The 19778-nt window shown below is 62.9% G+C and carries 10 protein-coding genes; 6 read left to right on the top strand and 4 right to left on the bottom strand.

Features of this window, described 5'->3' with window-relative positions; all coding sequences use genetic code 11:
* Positions 1 to 291 precede the first annotated feature (291 nt).
* Complete coding sequence (locus ACR9Y2_RS24975; protein ID WP_435044418.1) at positions 292 to 3045, top strand: hypothetical protein; 2754 nt, start codon at positions 292 to 294, stop codon at positions 3043 to 3045.
* Positions 3046 to 3100: 55 nt separating this feature from the next.
* Here ACR9Y2_RS24975 and ACR9Y2_RS24970 read toward each other — a convergent pair whose 3' ends face one another.
* The 3 genes from ACR9Y2_RS24970 to ACR9Y2_RS24960 form a co-directional block, all read right to left on the bottom strand.
* Positions 3101 to 6079 carry a hypothetical protein gene (locus ACR9Y2_RS24970; protein ID WP_435044417.1) on the bottom strand — a complete coding sequence of 993 codons (2979 nt, stop codon included), beginning with the start codon at positions 6077 to 6079 and terminating at the stop codon, positions 3101 to 3103.
* Positions 6080 to 6351: 272 nt separating this feature from the next.
* On the bottom strand, positions 6352 to 8688 hold the full coding sequence (locus ACR9Y2_RS24965) for a hypothetical protein (RefSeq protein WP_435044416.1): 2337 nt from the start codon (positions 8686 to 8688) through the stop codon (positions 6352 to 6354).
* 58 nt (positions 8689 to 8746) lie between these two features.
* Positions 8747 to 10423, bottom strand: coding sequence for an ArnT family glycosyltransferase (locus ACR9Y2_RS24960; RefSeq protein ID WP_435044415.1), 1677 nt, complete (start codon positions 10421 to 10423; stop codon positions 8747 to 8749).
* Between the two features lie 290 nt (positions 10424 to 10713).
* On the opposite strand from ACR9Y2_RS24960, the gene ACR9Y2_RS24955 reads away from it, so the two are divergent.
* The 5 genes from ACR9Y2_RS24955 (at position 10714) to ACR9Y2_RS24935 (ending at position 19223) form a co-directional block, all read left to right on the top strand.
* Complete coding sequence (locus ACR9Y2_RS24955) at positions 10714 to 12672, top strand: hypothetical protein (RefSeq protein ID WP_435044414.1); 1959 nt, start codon at positions 10714 to 10716, stop codon at positions 12670 to 12672.
* A gap of 134 nt (positions 12673 to 12806) precedes the next feature.
* A complete protein-coding gene (locus ACR9Y2_RS24950; RefSeq protein WP_435044412.1) occupies positions 12807 to 13376 on the top strand; it encodes a TetR/AcrR family transcriptional regulator in 570 nt (189 codons plus the stop codon).
* 58 nt (positions 13377 to 13434) lie between these two features.
* Positions 13435 to 14679, top strand: coding sequence for an efflux RND transporter periplasmic adaptor subunit (locus ACR9Y2_RS24945; RefSeq protein ID WP_435044410.1), 1245 nt, complete (start codon positions 13435 to 13437; stop codon positions 14677 to 14679).
* A gap of 3 nt (positions 14680 to 14682) precedes the next feature.
* Positions 14683 to 17838, top strand: coding sequence for an efflux RND transporter permease subunit (locus tag ACR9Y2_RS24940; protein ID WP_435044409.1), 3156 nt, complete (start codon positions 14683 to 14685; stop codon positions 17836 to 17838).
* Positions 17835 to 19223: an efflux transporter outer membrane subunit gene (locus ACR9Y2_RS24935; RefSeq protein WP_435044408.1), complete on the top strand. Its 1389-nt coding sequence runs from the start codon at positions 17835 to 17837 to the stop codon at positions 19221 to 19223. Before ACR9Y2_RS24940 ends, ACR9Y2_RS24935 begins: the two co-directional genes overlap by 4 nt.
* A gap of 28 nt (positions 19224 to 19251) precedes the next feature.
* Here ACR9Y2_RS24935 and ACR9Y2_RS24930 read toward each other — a convergent pair whose 3' ends face one another.
* Positions 19252 to 19650: a TraR/DksA family transcriptional regulator gene (locus ACR9Y2_RS24930; protein WP_435044406.1), complete on the bottom strand. Its 399-nt coding sequence runs from the start codon at positions 19648 to 19650 to the stop codon at positions 19252 to 19254.
* Between the last annotated feature and the right edge of the window lie 128 nt (positions 19651 to 19778).

Genomic DNA, 19778 nt, shown 5'->3' with positions numbered 1-19778 from the left:
CAATGCCGCGGCGACGCACACGGACAAGCCGTTGCCCGTCTTCACGACCTGAGGCTCTATACCCGCTACCCAGATCTGGTCCAGTTCTTGACTCAGGAGAGTGAGGGCCTGCAGAAGCCCCAGGGCATTGCTCTCGTGGGCTGATCCAGGTCGAGAGCCGCGCAATGCCGAAATCGTTGCTTTGTTGAGAACGTGTTTAGACAGGGAGGCGCTCAGCAGATAGCCGTGTTAAGTTGACCATCGGAGGTTTTTATCTTGATTATGGCATCGCGGTCGAATCGGAGGCGACAGATGCTCGCCGCCTGCTTACTCTGTTCTCTTTCACTCGCAGCCCAGTATCGGGAGGGCTATGTCGTCAGCCGTTTCGCCGGTGGGTCGACGCTGCAGACCGGAGACTTGACCCCGCTGAGCCTGTACCTGGAACAACCTTACGATCTTGCGTTTACCCCCGATGGGGCACTTCTCATCGCGGACACCCGCCTGGCGCGCATCTTCCGCATTGGCGTCGATGGCACGGTAATGGTCTTGCGGCCAAAAGCGAACATGGGTGGCATCGCCGTGCACCCGGACGGCAGCATCTATTACAGCGCGTACGGACAGAATATGATCTACCGGCTGAACGCCGACGGCACCGAGACGCTCATCGCCGGGACTGGCAAGACCACTCCGGTGGCCGACAATGTTCCAGCCTTGGAGGCGACGGTCAAGGGGCCCAGCGGGCTGGTATTTGATAGCGCCGGAAACCTGTATATCGCGGAGAAGGGCGCCAGCCGGATCCGCCGCATGAGTACAGAGGGAACCATTACGACAGTGGCCGGCACGTCAGGCAGCACTTACGGCGAAAACGTGCCCGGCACTTCAGGACAAGTCATCAGTCCCGAACAGTTGGCACTCGACAGTGAAGGCCGGCTCTACATCTCTTCATGGAACAGTTCCAGGGTCCGTGTCCTCGATACGCGCACCGGACTGCTGTCTACGTTCGCGGGCGGCGGCAGCGAGAATTTGGGCAGGGACGGTATCCCAGCCACCAGCGCCACTCTCAGCTATCCCTACGGAGTGGCCGCCTCAGCCAGCGGGACCGTATACATCTCTGAGTCCTATGGAGCAAGGATTCGCAAAGTCTCCGCCGGACGTCTCACCACCTATTCGGGCACGGGCATACGCGGCTACTCGGGCGACGGCGGCAGCGCCCTCTCAGCGCAGGTATCCTATCCCACCCACCTGACCGTGGGACCCGATGGGGCGCTTTACTTCATCGACAACCGCCTCATCCGCCGCATTGACGCCGACGGGGTGATCTCGACCTTCGCGGGCACCACCGACCTCACCTACATGGGCGGTACAGGCATGGCCATGAATGCCCGGCTCATCAGCGCTCGCGGCCTGAGCTTCGACAGCAGCGACAATCTCTACCTGGCCGATTCCGACCACCACCTCATCCGTCGCATCACGCAGGCCGGTGAGATCAGTACGGTCGCGGGGAACAGCATGCCCGGTTCCGGCGGCAACGGCGGACCGGCGCTGGAGGGCAGCCTGTTCTTTCCCTGGTCAACTGCCCACGACCCGCAGGGCAATCTCTACGTGGCACAGCGCGGAGATTCGGTGGAGTCGAATGATGCCGACGCGAGCCTGATCCGAATGGTGAATCCGGATGGCACCCTCTCGCTGGTGGGTGGCGGTGGAGCCGCCAGTGGCAACAGCGCGGCGGCTATCGGCGATGGCGGCCCCGCCGCCAAATCGACTTTCATCTGGCCCGAGAGCGTCACCACGGACGCCGCCGGCCAACTCTACATCGCCGACACAAACCACTCGCGGACCCGCCGCGTTGACGCCTCAGGCACCATCACGACAGTCGCCGGGAACGGCAATTATGGATTCGCCGGTGACAATGGCGCGGCGGTTTCGGCACAGCTCGCGCGGCCCAACCGTCTCTGTATGACACCCGATGGCAGCCTTGTCATCTCCGACGCGGACAACTACCGGCTTCGCAGGATGGACGCCCAGGGGAACATCCGCACCATCGCCGGCACGGGCGCCAGCAGCCGCAGTGGCGACGGTGGTCCCGCCACCGCCGCGGGGCTTGCCCCCCTATCCGACATTGCCTGCGATCGGGACGGCAGCATCTTCCTGTCGGAGTACTCAGGCTTTATCCGCCGCATCGATCCCGATGGCATCATCACGACAGTGGCTGGCGCCAGCAAGACCACGGCAACTGCCCTGGAGAGCGCCGATCCAACCACAGTCGCATTTGGAACTCTGCAATCGGTCGCCGTCGACTCCAAGGGTCAGCTCTACTTCTCGGCAGGGACGACGATCTACCGGCTAATGCCGAAGACTCTGGATTCCGGCCTCGTGCGGAACGCGGCTAGCCAGTTGGCTGGTCCCATAGCGCCCGGCGAACTCATCGAGGTAGAGGGGCCGGGCATCGGTCCGGACGAGCCAACCGCGGGCGTAGTCGACGAAACCGGCGTCCTTGCGAGTGAAGCAGGTGGAACGAAGATCCTCATCAATTCAACGCCGGCTCCCGTGGTTTCGGCGTCCACCGGCAGAATCCGGGCGATCGTTCCTCTCACGGCCAGGGTCATTACCTACATCGAGGTTCTGCGCGGCGGTGTCCTCACCAACCGCATCCAACTGGCGCAGGCGGAGGCCGCACCTGGACTCTTTGCGGGTGAGGATGGAAAGGGCCAGGCACAGGCTAAGAATGAGGATGGATCCCTCAACTCAGCGGAGACTCCGGCGCTGCTGGGCGAACTGCTCACCCTGCGACTTACCGGCGCCGGACTGCTCGACGCCGATGTTCCGCCAGGTGCGGCGCCCATTGATCCGCGTCCCAGGCCAGTTCTGCCGGTGGCGGTCCTCTTCGGAGAGGTTCAAGCCGAAGAGGTGGTCTCCGCGGAGCTTGTCGAGCCGGGCATTGTCGAAGTGAAGGTGCGCATTCCGGCCGCGGCGCCAACCGGCGGACAGGTGCCCCTCTCGGTGCAGGTTGGCAGTGCCACAACTCAACCCGACGTGACCGTGGCCTTGGCGGTGTCTCGGCCGTAAGCCGGCGCACGAACCCGGGGCGAAGGCCAGAAGTCCAAGGTCTCCGCCCCGCGCATCATTGAAGCTCAACCCGCAGCGAGGCTGCAGCCGGCCATTCCAACGATTTCAGAATCAGGGTATTGGTGACTGCCTCGCCATTGAGTGCTTCCCGCTTGATCTCCATACCGCAGACTTTTCCCGGGGCATCCGTGGAAGGCACCGTCTGGATGTACGACTTGTACTTCACTGTGTCGTCTGCCGGCAGGTTCTGCAAACAGATCGAAGCCGTCTTCCGATATTCGCCAACATGATTGGAAGTCCGCACGGTGAGGGTCTGGTTCATCTCCAGGAGATCGATGGCGGTGAATGACGCGTTCATCTTGACCGTCGCCGTGGTGTGGGCGACGCCCACTGGGTTGTCCTCTCCGCCCATACTGCCGTTGCAATCGGCGCTGACGTTGAGGGTAGTTCCTCTCCAGGCAATGCTGCGCGTCGCGTTGGAGCCGCAGTGCGCGTTCGAGAGGAACTCACTCCACCCGATGAACGAGTTTGTGGTTCCCTTGGACACTGGATCCTCAAACGTTGGCAACGCATTGACCCTGACCGAGACCCCCGTCACCTTGCTGAGCGGATTCGGCGCGCCAGGGTCGTAGATCACCTGAAACTCGCGTTGGTTGCAGGTGGAACCCGCGTCCGGCTGGTCTTCGGCATTCAAAATGAACGCGTAGAGTTCGCTGCTCGCATCCGTCGCAATCGCCGCGAGGTTGTCAATGGTGTACGGCGCCGACCCTTGATAGAGCCGCGTTGTCTGGCCGCTCTTGCGGTCGTAATGATAGACGAAGAAGTAATCGCCATTGGATGCATTCTGAAAACGATACGTCAGCCGGGCCGCGGCAGGCAGTGCGGACTGCGCCGGCAGCGTGCCGTACATCAGCGCCGCCGACAGCGGAGGAGCCTGCCACGACAGCGGAAACGTCTGGGCCTTCGCTGTATCGCCAGTCAGGCTGAATGTGCCCTTCGTCACCTCGGGATCAGACTGGAAGTCGAGCATCGAGCCTGTCACTCCGGCCGACTTATAGACACTGATCGCAGGATAAATCCGGCCCTCCAGCAATTCGTTGAAGTAGCCCGGCCACAACGTGATCCAGGGCTCACCCGTAATGCTGCGGATCGCCTCCAGGGTTGAGTATCGGTTCGTTTTCACCAGGATGCCGGTGGACACCGCAAACTGTTCCATGAGCTTACCCAGTAAGTTCACCTTGGAAGTCTGGATCGGAGCCAGGTACTCGATCAGGCTGGCCGCGCCATAGCCGTGATAGTTGTCCGTCGTATCGAACGCGGTGGAGTAGTTGAGCCCGTGCCGGAAGGCGAAGAAGCGGTGGTGCACTGCTTCGGTCGGTGTGAAACGGTCGGGATGGTTTGCGAAGGCACGCTCTAACCAGGTAGGTGTCGCTTCCAGCAGCCACAGCCAGGGGGAGTCGGTGACCGCCCTGCGCAAGGAGATGTTGCGTGGATCAAAGGCCGCCTGGTAGACGTGCAGCAGTTCGTGCGCGGCCGTTACATGGAAGTTCTCCCGGTCCGTTGCAAAGTTCAGATTCAGGACGTAGCCGACATTGGCGCCCCCCCAGATATCGCTCTCAGTGACCCCATTGATGGGATCGCCGGTACTGCTGTTCAGTCCAAACAGCGACCCCTCCGTGCCGTTGGGCGATGCCAGGTACACATCAATGGGAGAGGCGCGCCGTGAGGTATCGACAGTCATCGCCTTGAGCCGCGCCTCGACTGTATCGAGAAAGATTCCGGTCTCCTCGGCGATCTCCATCACCGCATCCCCACTCACCGGATAGTGCACGATGAACCGCCCGGAAGGCGAGCCCACCTCAGCGAAGCCCCCCAACACGTACAGCCTGCTGGTGAGCGACGTCGGATCCACCAGCGCGGCGCGTAGCTTCGAGAGCGTCGAAGCAGCGGCGCCATCTTCGCCCGCGCCTGGTTCGACGGCGGGTAGGTCCGCAATGGCGCGGCCATTCTCGTAACGGGCCGGCAGCAAACGCACGCCCCTGGGCGTCGTCAGGCCCGCCGGCAACTCCGTCGACCAAACCAGCGTCAATGGTCCTTGGGGAGCGACGCTGAGTGGTACCGAGATCTCCAGGGGCTTCGCTTGGCTCAAACCGAGTCCCTGCACTTGGTACACCGCGGAAAGACGCTGCGCGGATGCCGGCTCGCTGGAATCCATGGAAGACACGCGCACCGGCACTGCAGCCGCCAGCGCGCCCGCAGGGACCTTAATAGAAAGTCCCGCCTCAATCGTCCCGCCCTGCGGACCGGCCGTGGTCTCCGAGAGCGGCTGCCACGACGGTGCCGGCAACAGGTCCCCATATATGGCAACAACCGCGGGCCCCATTTCGATCGCAGAGCAGGCTCGAGGATTCGCCAGTTGCAGCCGGTATGGCCCGGAGGGCAGCAGCACATCCACGTCGGACTCGGCCAGGCACCAGGCCGAACCCTCACCGGCACAAGCGCCGCGTGTCAATGACCCGGTTGCCACCGGCACCGGACCTTGAAGAACGCTGTAATCGACCTGTGCTTCCCCTGTCTCCCATTGATACAGCGCCAGAATGCGCCGCAGCCGCGCGGCCTGGGGCAACACGAAGTCCCTGGAGGAGCTCAGCAGGCAGGTGTCCGGAATCTCCGATGTCACCAATGCAATTGGCTCGCTGGAGCTGCCTGTCAGCGTCACCGTTAGCGTAATGGGTATGTCGACCCCCTCCGTATAGACGGCATACGAGATGTAGTAATCGCCTGCCTTCAACGCCGGGGCAGCATTGGCGTCGATCACAACTCGTTCAGATGCAGTCAAACCGGTCGACGAGTAGTCCGAGACGATCGCCCCGGCGGCCACATCCGTGTCGGCTCCAAATCGAATATGGAGGTCGACGTCGACATCGGCCAGACCGCTTCGAATCTCAACAGTTGCACTGCTCGCCGAGGCGGGCACATGCAGTACGTGACTGTAGTCGCCGTGGAACAAAGTCGCGTTCTGGACCGCTGGCAACGTAAAATTCATGGGCTGGCCCGGTTGAACAGGGGATTGCGCAGAGAGACGAAACAGGCAGAAACAGCAGGTAAGAACAAAAGCAGATCTAGGCATTACTACACCTTTGGACCCGATTATAGACTTCTCTTATATCAAGCGCTGCCCCTGTCACCAGCCTGCTCCAGGTCAACGCTCGCGCGCCCGATAATCTTGCGCGGGTCCGGACTCATCCTGTTGCCTCGGCTAACATGCAGGTTGATTGACACGCAGGTAGTTGCAACCCCGCAGCCCTACTCCCGCCACGGCTTCCGTACGAGATAGTTCTCCAGCCGCCGTTCGAGTAGCGTCGCATCGACCGGCTTGGCCGCCAGCGCCCTGCGCACCGTGGCTGCCGCATCTTCAAACCGGTTCGCTTCAGCGTACGCCGCCGCCAGCGTATCCAGCACGCGCTCATTGTCTCCGCCCACCAGCAGCAGGGCGCGAACAGCCAGGGCGACGGCCTCCGGCCCGTTGCGCAGCTCCTGGTTCGTTGCCAGGATCCATGCCGCTCCACAGAGCGCAACCGCATTGTTCGGGCGCAACCGGATCGTCTCCCTCCAATGCGCCAAGGCTTCCGCGGGCCGCACCGCCATCGCGGCCAGACGCTGCTGGGCCTCGGCAGAATCCGGGTCTAGACTTACCGCCTGACGCAGGTGAAATGATGCGACGTCCTTCTCTCCTCGACGCAGGGCGGCAAGGGCAAGGTAATAATGCTCCCGCGCATTCGGCTCAGCAGCGGTCGAGACCGGCTCGGCGTCCCGGCCGGACTCCAGCAAGCGGATGGCCCGCTCCACCCGGGTCTGTCCGCCCTGCCCTGCCCTCGACCCCGCCATCGTCACAGAAGCCTCATCCCGCCGGCCCGCGAGCAGCAGGCTGAGTCCCAACCGCCGCCGCACCTCTTCGTCCTCAGGGGCTACCTCCAGCAGCGCACGCCATTGCCCAGCCGCTTCGCCGTATTGCTTCTCTTTCTCGAAGTACACCGCACGATCGTACAGCCGGTAGTACTCCAGCGCCGGTCCGCCGATACTGCGCAGCTCACCCTCCCTGACATTCACGAACTCCGGAAGGTTGACGGCGCGATTGGCCGCCGTCGCATTCTCAATCAGCACCGCGGGCGTATCGTTGCCCGCTTCATCAATGTGCGTCAGGTACATCTGCGTGTAAGGCGAACGCGCCTTCGAAGAAAACACCATCCACCGGCCATTCGGCGAAAAACTGTGCCACGAGTTCATCAACGCCGTGTTGCAGTTCATGCGCCGGGCCTCGCCTCCCAGGGCGGGCACGATGTAGAGCTGGCTGTCAGGCCTCATCAGTTGCCCGTTGCGCGCTTGAACGAAAACCAGCCAGCGGCCGTCCGGCGAAATCTTGGGGAACGTGTTGCTCATCCCGTTGTTGGAGGCGCCCTCGATCGCCTCAGCCTTGCCGCCCTGCCCTTCCCGGAATGGGATCCGGTAAAGGTCGTACCGGATCTGCAGTTCATTCGGATCATTGGCGAAACGGGCCGCCGCGTGGCCCGGCGGATTCGGATCCTGCGCGCGCGCTCGTGCAAAGACCAGTGACGCCCCGTCAGGGCTCCACACAGCTCCGAAATGGACATACTCCGGATCGTCCGCGCCCGGCAACGGCTTCAATACGCCCGTTGCCCGGCTGTACCAGGCCAGCCGCCCGCGCGTCGGGAAGAATACCTGCAGAAAACGGTAGTCCGTGAAGTTGGCGACGTAGTAATTACTCGAAGTGGTCCCCGGCGCGTCGATCGTCGTCACCACTGCGTCGCCCTTCGGTGAAACCTGCGACATGAATCCGACGCGAATCGCGTTCTCCAGCCGCCCCTGGTCCGAAGCCCACTGGATCATGTTCCCTTGCCCAACCTTCACCTCTGGGCTGACTTCCGCCAGGAAATACTGGCCCTTGTTCTTCCGCAGTCCGTCCAGGTCCATACCCATCACCCGTCCATCGCCGGAAAAGGAGTGACAGTTCGCACACACCGGCAGCCCCTCCATCACTACCCTGCTCCGCGACGCCCCCACTGACCGCACCCGCCACTTCACCAGCCGTACCGCGTAGGGCGACAGCGGCTGGATCGTGCCCGGTTCCGTCTCAACAGGCATTAACGGCACATCGCGGTAGAAGATCGGGGCGCCCACGGGATCCCGGGAGGTTCGAATATGCACGACCGCCTTCGACACAACCCGCCCCGCCCTCATGCCAGAGAAAGTTAGGGCCGCCGGCGCCTCCAGCGAACCCCGCTGTATCTGCGCCCACATCTGTGGTGTGGGCCTCCAACTCCGCTGCTCTGTGTCCACCTTCGGCGGTTGATTCGTGGTCGAGATACAGTCTTCGTCTATCTCCAGGACAGCGGCGCCCGCGCCGTTCGACGTTGCCCGCAGCGCCGCCGCCCCGGACCCGAAACTGATCTCGATTCTCCACGTGTCCGCCTTGCTCGAGTCGTGCCACAGCAATTGCGGCGCGGAGAAATCGGGAGGGAAGAGAGTACCGTCGGCCGGGTAGTCGATCGTCAATCCCGGCGGGCCGGCCAACAGACTACCAGTCAGGACGAAAGTCAGCGCGAAAAGAGCATAGCGAACCACTGCTTATAGCGTATGTCAGGAGACTCTGTCGATCAGTCCCATCGAGGCCCTTCTCCCCTTACCTGGCAGGCTGGCGCAACGAATCGGGCGGCACGTAATACAACAGAGTCGAAGCACCAACTCTTTCGGTTGGCTTGCGCACCTCCGGCCAAAGGACCAAGCCCGGGTATTGCTCCTGCAGACCCAACCGGGCGGCCCGTAGCACTGTGAGGCTCACCGCATTCCAGCCCGGCGAAGGTTCCGAGGGATCCATTGGCCGCAGCGGCGGGAAACCGTGCGCCACCTCCAGATAGGCCATGATGAACGGATTGAACGTCAGTTCGCGCACGCCGAGCTCGTGCAGCCTGGCGCTCAATCGTTTCATATCCTGCCCCCAGTCCAGGTCCGAATCCACCAGGATCTGCTCAGGTTCGTTCCCAGCCAGCAGGTTGAAGTACGGCAGGTAATCGGGGTGACTGAGAATCGAAGTCAGCCCCATCCATAACATCACCCCGACCGTAATGCGCGGCCAAAGCGTGGCCGGCGGCTTCTCCAGCAATCGAATTCCGCCGTAGGCCGCCACCAGGATGAACCCAAAGTACACAGGGAGAATGTGCCGCAGTCCGATGTTGATGTGAGTGAACAGCGAAAACACCAGGATGCCCACGGATCCTGCCAGCGCCAGCACGATCCCACTGGCCGGCCGCCCCTTCCCCCCCAGCAGCCAGATACCCGTGGCCAGCAGCAGGATCAAGGCCATGGGCGTCTTCACCGCCAACACGACCGGGTAGTAATACCACCAGCCCGTCAGGCTGCGCTGGCCCAGCAGATAAGCGGCATGGCCTTCCCGATTGTGATTGATCACCGCACTCACACCTCGGAAGAACTCGGGCGCCGGTGTGCTGAAGCCCAACAGCGGAGAATACCCGAACGAAAATCGGTAACCCGCCCAGATCACCAGCCCCGCTGTCAGAATGGCCACACCGAGTCCAGGAAGGCGCTGAGTCACGCGCACTCGCATCTCCGCCCAATTCAGCTTGGCTGACCACAGGTACCAGCCCAGCGCAGCCGCGCAGGCTGAGGGATAGAATGCGAGGGCCGACAACTTGGACAACACCGCCAAGCCCAGGCTGACGCCCACAATGGCCGCACGGGTCAAACTGGGCTCTTCCAGCCAGACCAGGGTGGCCAGGAATGCGGCACCCAAGGTCGCGGTCAGCGCCATGTCTGTCGTGGCCAGTCCGGCATGGGCCAGCAACGAGGGCGAGAATGTGAACAGAAACGTCGCAATCACCGCACCCGCCCTGCCCAGGCTGCGCTGCCCCCACCAATACACCACCGCGCAACCCAACCAGAAGAACGGCAGTATCCCCACTCGGGCCAGCATCAGATTCCGGTCGTAATGGTTGTCACGATAGAGGATCGCCGCCCCCTCCTGATAGATGCCGGGACGGCCTACATACCGCCGGCCGGCCAGGTAAGGACCAATCGCAGCCGCCACCCGCGCCAACGGTGGATGCTGCGGTTCGTAAACATAACGACCCTGGTCGATCCACTCCATGCCGCAGGCAATGTGCGCCGGTTCATCAATCGTGTGATTGAAAACCCCGTAGGTGGCTGCGATGCGCACCGTCGCCACCAGCAGCAGGACCCAGAAGGATGCCCGCGCGTGGCCGTCCAGCCAGGCCAGAATCCTTGGGCCAAACGGCAGCGCCTCCGGCCCTTTCGACGCACCTTGATTCCTCGACTTCTTCATCGCTTTTGTTGGCCCGGCGTGCCTCAATATTGAACCACCAAATATAGCAATTTCGTGTCCCTCCGGTTCTCTCGCCAACCGGTCTGGCTGCACCCAACAGTTGCCGGATAATTCATTACTGTTCAATCCAGTTATCCGTGAAGCAAAACATCAACATGCAGGCCAGTTCGGGTAAGCTGGTTGTTCCTATCGTTAATCCCATGCGCCCTTCAAAACCTCAGGACAGACGCCGCGCCGCCGCTCAGATCGCGCCCCCGCCCGGTTCCTCTTGGATGGAGGCGTGGTGGGCGGTGCCCCTGCTCTACCTGGCGCTGGTGCTGGTATTCTACGCAGTCCCCCTACTCAGCTCCTCCGCCAGCATCCAGTGGGATGCCGCGGATGTCCACTACTCCGCCCAAAAGTACTTTTCCGACAACTTGCACGCCGGCAAGCTGCCTCTTTGGAGCCCACAAGTTTTTTCCGGCATGCCTTTTATGGCTGACCCCCAGACCGGGGCCTGGTACCCGCTAAACTGGCCCTTCTTCATCGCAGGAATCACCCCGCGCTCAATTGAATGGGAATTAGCGTTGCATTCGATGCTCGCCTGCCTGGGCGTCTTTCTCCTGACGCGCGACCTGCTACAAAATCGCTCCGCTGCTATCCTGGCCGGCGTACTGTATGGATTCTCCGGCTTTTTCGCCGGGCACAGTTCCCACATAGGCATCTTCCAGACGGCCGCCCTCTTCCCGTGGCTCCTGTGGTTCCTCCACCGTGCCGTCGTGAAGGACTGGCGCACTTATGGCCCGGCAGCCATTCTCGCCGCGGGGGCAATGGTGCTCATCGGACATTTTCAATCCGCCCTCTACGCCTTCACCGGCCTCGCCCTGTTCACCGTATTCATGGTTGTGGCCGCGGAGCCCGGCTGGCGCAAACGCGGACTTCTTCTCCTGACGGTCACAACCGCCGGCGCCGCGCTCATCTCCGCCATCCTCATCCTGCCTGGCCTCGAATTGACCGCAAACTCCATCCGCGCCCGGGCGGACTTCAGCCGCCAGGCTGGCGCCACACTCGCTCCTGGCGCTTTGCTCACCTTGTTCTTTCCAGACTTCTATGGAGCACTGACCGGTAACTACAGAGGGCCGGGAGACATCACCCAGTTCTACTTCTACCAGGGGCTGCTCGCCCCCCTCCTCGCCCTCGCCGGACTCGTGCGCGGCAAGATCCGCTGGGTTGCCCTCACCCTCCTCGTCCCCGCCATCTGGTACGCCTTCGGACCCGGCGGCGGACTCTACCTTCTCATCGCGAAACTACCCGGCTTCCGCTCCGTGCAGTCCCCCGTGCACATCTGGTTTGTCATCACCCTCGGTTTGGCCGTTTTAGCCTCCGCCGGCGCTGTCCATGCGTTGGAACGCTGGAACAAATCGTGGCTGATCCCCGCCCTCCTCGTCGTTGCCTTCGCCGACCTCTGGTATTGGAACAGCAGCCAGAACCCTCTCGCCTACGCCAGGGCTTCGTACGACGAACTCTATGGCGCGGCCGCCGACCGCTTCGATCGCGCCTGCGCCCCTCTCCGCCAGAGCCCTCTCCACCGCATCTGGTATGAGCGCGACACCAACTCCTTCGGGCCCATGAACTCCACCTTGAATTCGCGGACAGAGGCCACATTCGGCTACAACCCGCTCGAACTCGCCCGCTATGCCGACTACCGCACCGCGGCTGCCGCCAACCCCCGTCTCCTCGAAGGACTCGCCGTCACCCACCGCATCGACTCCCGCACAGGCGCCATCACCGAACTCTCCCCCACGCTTGCGCGCGCTTCCATTCCACGCTCCATCACCCGGGTTTCCTCCGCAACGGAGGCCCGCCGTCAGTTGACACAGCTGGTTCCCTCGGAGTCCGCAGTGGTCGAATCAGCACCAGCCGCGGTGCCACAGGACCCGGCTGCGCACGTCGAAATCATTGCTTACGCCGGCGACAGCTACAGGCTCCGCTACACTGCCGCCACGCCCACCTGGGTTCGTTTGGCAGTGCCCTATTTCCCGGGCTGGACCGCGTCAGTCGCCGGAAAGCCCGTGCCGGTCGTTCCCGTGGACCTGGCACTGACCGGAATCCTCCTTCCTCCCGGAACCAACGAGGCCCTGGTCGCCTATCAGTCCACATGGTTCCGCGTGGGTGCCCTCACCTCCGCGCTCTCAACTCTCCTGGCACTGTCGATGTTGCTTTGGGCTTTCGCCCAAAACCGGCGCAAGCCACACAAAACGTTAGCCTGACAGCACAATCGATACAGCTGCCAAGCCTCTTCAGGCCAGATGTTACATGATTTGGTACGGATTTGGTTGACTGACCGACCGTCTGGACGGTATGTATTAAGTGAAGGCCAGTTCATCTGCCCAAGTCCCCATCGATGCGCCAACCCGAACGTACCAAAGCCGCAATTCTAGCGGCCGCTGAATTGATCCTGATTAAGAAGGGCCTCCGGGGCATGACGCTCGAAGATGTAGCCGCCGCCGCATCCATCAGCAAAGGCGGCCTCTTGCACCATTTCTCAGGCAAGGACGAGCTGATTCTCGGCATCCTCCAACGCCAGATGAACGAATTCGAGCAGGACGTGGAAAGGCGCCGCCTGGAAGACCCGGCCGAACCGGGCGCCTACACCCGCGCCTTTCTTCGCGCGAATCTTGAACCGGACGAACACGCATCCAAAGTATGCATTGCTTTCTTATCTGAATCCCGAACGATCCCCGCTTCCCTCGCTGTGGCTCAACAACACTGCGATGCATGGCGGCAGCGTCTTGAGAATGACGGCATCGACCCCGTGGTGGCAGCCATCGTCCGCTATGCCGGCGATGGCCTGATGTTTTCCGCCCTTTGGGGCATGCCGAAACCCGATAACTACGACGCCATCGTCGAGCGGCTCCTGCAGTTAACGCAGGCCGCGGATGCGCACTGCCTCCAGGCTCCGTCGACACCGTAAAGAGAACTAAACAATGAACCGATCAACACTCCGCCTCGCGGCGGTAGCAATACCATTCTTGTCGTCCGCAATTCTGATGACCGGCTGCGGCGGCCCGGCCTCCGGTGGCCCCCCGCCCATGCAGCCGCCCGCTGTCGATGTCACCCCTGTCATCGCCGAAGATGTCCAGGTCAACAGCGAATGGGTCGCCACCATCGATGGCAGCGTCAATGCCATCATCCAGCCGCAGGTCACCGGCTACCTCGTCCGCCAGCTCTACCAGGAAGGCTCCTTCGTCCGCAAAGGCCAAGTCCTGTTCGAAATCGACCCGCGCCCCTTCCAGGCAGTGGTGGACCAGGCCAGCGCCCAGCACGCCCAGGCCGAAAGCCAGGTCGTTCAGGCCCAAAGTCAGGTGGAACAGGCCCAAAGCCAGATTGCCCAAGCCGCCGCTCAATTGCGGAAGGCGGAACTCGACGTCCAGCGCGATACACCCCTGGCCCAGGCTCGCGCCATCGCTCAGAGCCAACTCGATACCGAGATCCAGGCCAAAGCCGCAGCGGAAGCCGCTCTCCAGGCCAGCAAGGCCAACCTCGCCACCAGCCAGGCCGCCGTCAAAACCGCACAAGCCGCGGTCAAAGCCGCCAAAGCCACACAGTCCCAGGCTGAGCTCAACCTCGGCTTCACCCAGGTACACTCCCTCATCGATGGCATCGCCGGCGTGGCCCAGACCCAGATCGGCAACTTAGTGAAGACCGACACCACCCTCACCACCGTTTCTCAAGTCGACCCCATCCGCGTCTACTTCCCCATCAGCGAGCAGGAGTACCTGAATCTCTCCGTTGGCCGCAAACCCGGCGATCCGGCCGGCCTGCTCTCGCCCAACCAAGTGCCCGCCCTCGAACTCGTTCTCTCCAACGGCACCACCTATCCGCAAAAGGGCAAAGTCACCTTCACAGACCGCCAGGTGGATTCGCAGACTGGCACCATCCGCGTCGCCGCCTCGTTCCCGAATCCTGGCAATATCCTCCGTCCCGGCCAGTTCGGCCGCATCCACGCCCTCACCGGCACCCGCAAAGCCGCCCTGCTCGTGCCCCAGCGCGCCGTCACTGAAATCCAGGGCAAACACCAGGTCGCCGTCGTCCTGGCCGGCAACAAAGTGCAGATCCGCCAGGTCACGCTCGGTCCCACCGTCGGCTCCCGCTACGTCATCGAAAGCGGCTTGCACGCAGGCGAAAGCGTGATTGTCGAAGGTCTGGCCAAGGCCATGGACGGCGGCACAGTCGTACCGCAGCAGGCCGCCCGCCCGGCTGGTGGGAGCCACTAACTCATGGCAAAATTCTTCATCGGCCGGCCCATCGTGGCCATGGTCATCTCCATCCTCATGGTGGTCATCGGCACCGTAGCCCTCTTCAGCCTGCCCACCGGGCAATTCCCTGAAATCGTTCCGCCCGAAATCAACATCACCGCCATCTACCCCGGCGCCGATGCCAATACGCTGGAACAGTCGGTCACCACTCCGCTGGAACAGCAGATCAGCGGCGTCGACAACATGGAGTACATGAGCTCGACGTCCGCCAACAACGGCACGGCGAGCATCATCGTCAACTTCGACATCAAGACCGACCCCAACGTCGATCAGGTGCTCACCCAGCTCCGCACCTCGCAGGCAGCCTCTCAGTTGCCCGTCGAAGTGAATACCACCGGACTCACGGTGCAGAAGTCGCTGGCGTCGCCCCTAATGTTCGTCAGTCTCTACTCGCCCAAGAGCACTTACGACGACCTCTTCCTTTCAAACTACGCGTATATCAGCCTCGTCGACGAGCTGACCCGCGTCAAAGGCGTGGCCCGCGTCCAGACCTTCGGCGGCGGCCAGTACGCCATGCGTATATGGATCAAGCCCGATCAGCTCGCCAAGCTGAACGTCACGGTGCCCGACATCCTGGCTGCCATCCAAGGCCAGAACCGCGTGAACCCGGCCGGCAAGCTCGGCGGCCGGCCCGCCCCCAAGGGGCAGGAGTTCACCTACACCGTCATGGCCCAGGGCCGCTTCAACACCCCTGAGGAGTTCGGCGGCATCATCGTCCGTTCCAATCCCGACGGCTCCACCCTGCGCCTGAAGGACGTCGCCCGCATCGAGATGGGCGCCCAGACCTACGACATCATCAGCCGCTTCAACGGCCGCGCCACCGCCGGCATGGCCATCTACCAGTTGCCCGGCTCCAATTCCGTCGAAACCGCGAAGAACGTCACAACCCGCCTGCACGAGCTCGAGAAGCGCTTCCCCAAGGATCTCGCTCTCGACATGACCCTCGACACCACCAAGGTCGTCACCCAGGGCATGAAGGAAATCGCCATCACCCTCTTCGAGGCGCTGGCGCTGGTCGTGCTCGTCGTCTACCTCTTCCTGCAGGGCTGGCGCGCCACCCTCATCCCCCTGCTCGCCGTGCCCGTTTCCCTCGTCGGCACCTTCATGCTCTTCCCGCTGCTCGGCTTTTCGGTGAACACCCTGTCGCTGTTCGGCCTCGTACTCGCCATCGGCCTCGTCGTTGACGATGCCATCGTCGTGGTCGAAGCCGTCGAGCATCACATCGAAGAGGGCATGTCCCCTCGCGACGCCTCCCTCAAAGCCATGGAGGAAGTCTCCGGCCCCGTCATCGCCATCGCCCTGATCCTGGCCGCCGTGTTCATCCCTACGGCCTTCATCCCCGGCATCACCGGACGCCTTTACCAGCAGTTCGCCGTCACCATCGCCATCTCGGTGATCATCTCGGCCTTCAACGCCCTCTCGCTCAGCCCGGCGCTCTGCGCCCTGCTGCTCAAGCGCAAGGAACCCTCCCGCGGCCCGCTCGCCCGCTTCTTCGACTGGTTCAACCGCTTCTTCAAAGCCGGTACGGACCGCTACATCAACATCAGTACGTCGATGATCCGCAAATCGGCGCTCAGCCTCGGCTTCCTCGTCGTCGTCACCATCCTCGGCGTCGGCATCGGCGGACGCCTGCCCACCTCGTTCCTGCCGAATGAGGATCAGGGCTACCTGCTCGTCGCCATGCGCCTGCCCGACGCTGCTTCCCTCGAACGCACCGACGACGCGGCCCGCAAGATCGAGCAGCGCGTCATGAAGATCCCCGGCGTCGCCAGCGTCTTCTCCGTCGTCGGCTTCGACCTCCTCAGCGGCATCCAGAACACCTACAACGGCATCTTCTGGGTCACGCTCAAGGACTGGAGCCAGCGCAAGGCCGCCAATGAACAGTTCGAAGTCATCCAGGCCAACCTGGCCGGAGCCATCTCCCAGGTGCCCGATGCCTTCGCCTTCCCCATCACCCCGCCCGCCATTCCCGGCGTCGGCAACTCCGGCGGCTTCACTTTCGTTCTGGAAGACCGCTCCGGCGGCAGCACCGAAGACTTCGCCAAAAACGTCTTCAAGTTCGTCGGCGCCGCGTCCAAACGCAAGGAACTCGTGGGCATCAACTCCGCCTTCCTGCCCAGCGTGCCGCAGCTCTACGCCAACGTCGACCGCGAGAAGACCGCGCGCCAGGGCGTCGCCATCAATGACGTTTACAACACAATGCAGACGTTCCTCGGCGGATATCTCGTCAACTACTTCAACCGCTTCGGGCGCCAGTGGCAGGTTTACCTCGCCGCCGAAGGCGACTACCGCACCAAGCCCGAAGACATCGGTCAGTTCTACGTCCGGAACAACGCCAAGACAATGGTCCCGCTGAGTGCGGTGACCACCATGGAGCACCGCGCCGGACCGGAGTTCAACTTCCGCTACAACGAATACCGCGCTACCCAGATCTTCGGCGGCGCCGCCCCGGGCTACAGCTCCGGCCAGGCCATGGAGGCCCTGGAGGAAGTCTTCGCGCAAACCATGCCCTCCAACATGGCGTTCGATTACACCGGCATGTCATACCAGGAAAAGAAGGCGGCCGAGGGCATTCCCCCGGCGGCCATCTACGGCATGTCGATCCTCTTCGTCTTCCTGATCCTGGCAGCCCAATACGAAAGCTGGTCGCTGCCGTTCAGCGTCCTCCTCGTCACGCCCGTCGCCGTCCTCGGCGCCTACCTCTCACTTTGGCTGCGTGGCTTTGAGAACAACGTCTACGCGCAGATCGGCCTGGTCATGCTGATCGGTATCTCGGCCAAGAACGCGATCCTGATTGTCGAGTTCGCCCGCGCCGAATACTCCAAAGGAAAATCCGCCATGGACGCGGCCATGATCGCCGCGCGCCTTCGCCTGCGGCCCATCCTGATGACGGCCTTCGCGTTCATCCTCGGCTGCGTCCCGCTCTGGACAGCCTCCGGCTCCGGAGCCATCTCGCGCCGCATCCTCGGCACCGTGGTCATCGGCGGCATGCTCGCCGCCACCACCATCGCCATCTTCCTCATCCCCGTCACTTATGTAGTCGTGGAAAACATCGCCGCGAAGTTCGGCAAGGCCAAAGCGCCCGCCCAGCTCGAAGGCGAAGGAGAACCCGCATGAGGTACCACTTCCTCATTCCCGCCTTCCTGGCAACAGCCGGCATGGCCCAAGCCGGCGGCATCGGACCGAAGTACAAGCGTCCTGACGTCCCCGTGCCCAGCGCTTATCGCGGAGCCACCACCGACACCGCCACAGCCGAGTCGCTGGGCGACGTCCAGTGGTTCACGCTCTTCCAGGACCCCGAGCTCCAGAACCTCGTCCGCACGGCGCTGGCGCAGAATCTTGACATCCGCATCGCCGCCGCCCGCGTCGCGCAGGCCCAGGCACAGGCTGGCGGAGCCCGCGCCGAGCAATTCCCCAACATCAGCGCCAGCGGTTCCGCCTCGCGCCAGAAGAGCGCCAGCACGCCCTTCTTCCCCGGCTTCGAATCGAACATGAGCCAGCTCGGGCTCTCCTCCATCTGGCAGCTCGATTTCTGGGGCCGCTACCGCAAAGCCAACGAGGCCGCCCGCGCCACCCTCGCCGCCAGTGATTGGGGCCGCAAAGCGGTCATCTCCTCGCTGGTCGCCAACCTGGCCTCTGCCTATTTCCAGTTGCGTGAATTCGATCTCGAACTCGACATCGCTCAACGCACCCTCGCCGCACGCCGGGAGTCGCTCAAGCTCACTCAAACGCTGGAACACAATGGAGCCACTTCCATGCTCGACGTGCGCCAGGCCGAAAAGCTCGTCGAAACCGCGGCCCGCCGCATTCCCGACCTCGAGCTCCACATCGCCCAGCAGGAGAACCTCATCAGTGTCCTGCTCGGCAACAATCCCGGCCCCATCACGCGTGGCCAGCCGCTGCTCGCCATGCAGCTCTCTCCGGCCGTCCCCGAAGGCCTGCCGTCGACTCTGCTCGAACGCCGCCCCGACATCCGCCAGGCCGAAATGCGTCTCGTCGCGGCCAATGCGCAGGTCGGCGTCGCCAAGTCGATGTACTTCCCGCAAATCTCGCTCACCGGTTCCGCCGGCTGGCAGGCTTATTCCATGACCGGCCTGTTCGACTCCAAGGTCTACAACGTCGGCGCCAATATGACCGCGCCCATCTTCGACTTCGGGCGCATCCGCTCCGGCGTCCGCCTCAGCGAAGCGCAGAAAGAGGAGATGGTCCTCACTTACCGTCAATCGGTCCAGCAGGCCTTCCGTGAAGTATCTGATTCCCTGGTAGCGGTGCGGAAGAACCGGGAATACCGCGAACGCCAGGCGGCGCTCACCAATTCGGCCAGCGAGGCCGCGAAGCTCGCGGACATCCGCTACAAAGGCGGAGCCAGCAGCTACCTCGAGGTCCTCTCCAGCCAAACCGATCTGTTCGATGCCGAGATCGGCCTCGCCCAGGCGCAGCTCAACGAACGTGTCGCTGTCGTCCAGCTTTATAACGCCCTGGGCGGTGGCTGGCAGCCGTAATCTTCACCCGGCGCCGGCCGTCTCCCGGCTAGGCGGCGTCCTGCAGTCGCTTGACCCTCTGCGGAGCGTCGTCCAATTCGGCTGGCGCTCCTTCGCCCAGCGCCTCAAACGCCTCCTGGCAGCGAATGCAGCGTGAAGCCCACGGCACTGCGTGCAGCCGGTTGGGCGCAATGTCCTCGTCGCAATCGCTGCAGATTCCGTATGTCCCGTCCGCCAGCCGGTCCAGCGCAATCCGTATCTCGGCCAGCTTGGCGGACGTCCGGTCCGCCGTCTCGATGGCCAGTTCCAGTTCGGCCGCCTGCTGAATCTCATCCAGCGGGTCGGCGAACGTCTCGATCGTCAGATCCCGGCTGCGCAATATCCGCTCCAGTTCGCGCGCCCGCGCCATCAGGATCTCTTTGGGCCGCAGAGACTCCAGTGTCTTCATCACCGCATCCTTCTCCACTCAAACCACTGTGGAACTTCTCTGATTTGTCCCCATCCTAGGGCAGGTGCCGGATTCCGCACTATCCTGTCTCCACAGTATTTTCCGATCCTGGTTTCCAGGGATCCCCT

The organism is Paludibaculum fermentans, from assembly GCF_051172195.1.
Taxonomy (GTDB): domain Bacteria; phylum Acidobacteriota; class Terriglobia; order Bryobacterales; family Bryobacteraceae; genus Paludibaculum; species Paludibaculum fermentans_A.
This window is presented reverse-complemented; position numbering and strand designations above follow the sequence as displayed.

Excerpts from the sequence above, each read along its gene's own strand:
- ACR9Y2_RS24975 (WP_435044418.1), top strand. The coding sequence starts at position 292 with ATGCTCGCCGCCTGCTTACTCTGTTCTCTTTCACTCGCAGCCCAGTAT.
- ACR9Y2_RS24960 (WP_435044415.1), bottom strand. The coding sequence starts at position 10,423 with ATGAAGAAGTCGAGGAATCAAGGTGCGTCGAAAGGGCCGGAGGCGCTG.
- ACR9Y2_RS24950 (WP_435044412.1), top strand. The coding sequence starts at position 12,807 with ATGCGCCAACCCGAACGTACCAAAGCCGCAATTCTAGCGGCCGCTGAA.
- ACR9Y2_RS24940 (WP_435044409.1), top strand. The coding sequence starts at position 14,683 with ATGGCAAAATTCTTCATCGGCCGGCCCATCGTGGCCATGGTCATCTCC.
- ACR9Y2_RS24935 (WP_435044408.1), top strand. The coding sequence starts at position 17,835 with ATGAGGTACCACTTCCTCATTCCCGCCTTCCTGGCAACAGCCGGCATG.
- ACR9Y2_RS24930 (WP_435044406.1), bottom strand. The coding sequence starts at position 19,650 with ATGAAGACACTGGAGTCTCTGCGGCCCAAAGAGATCCTGATGGCGCGG.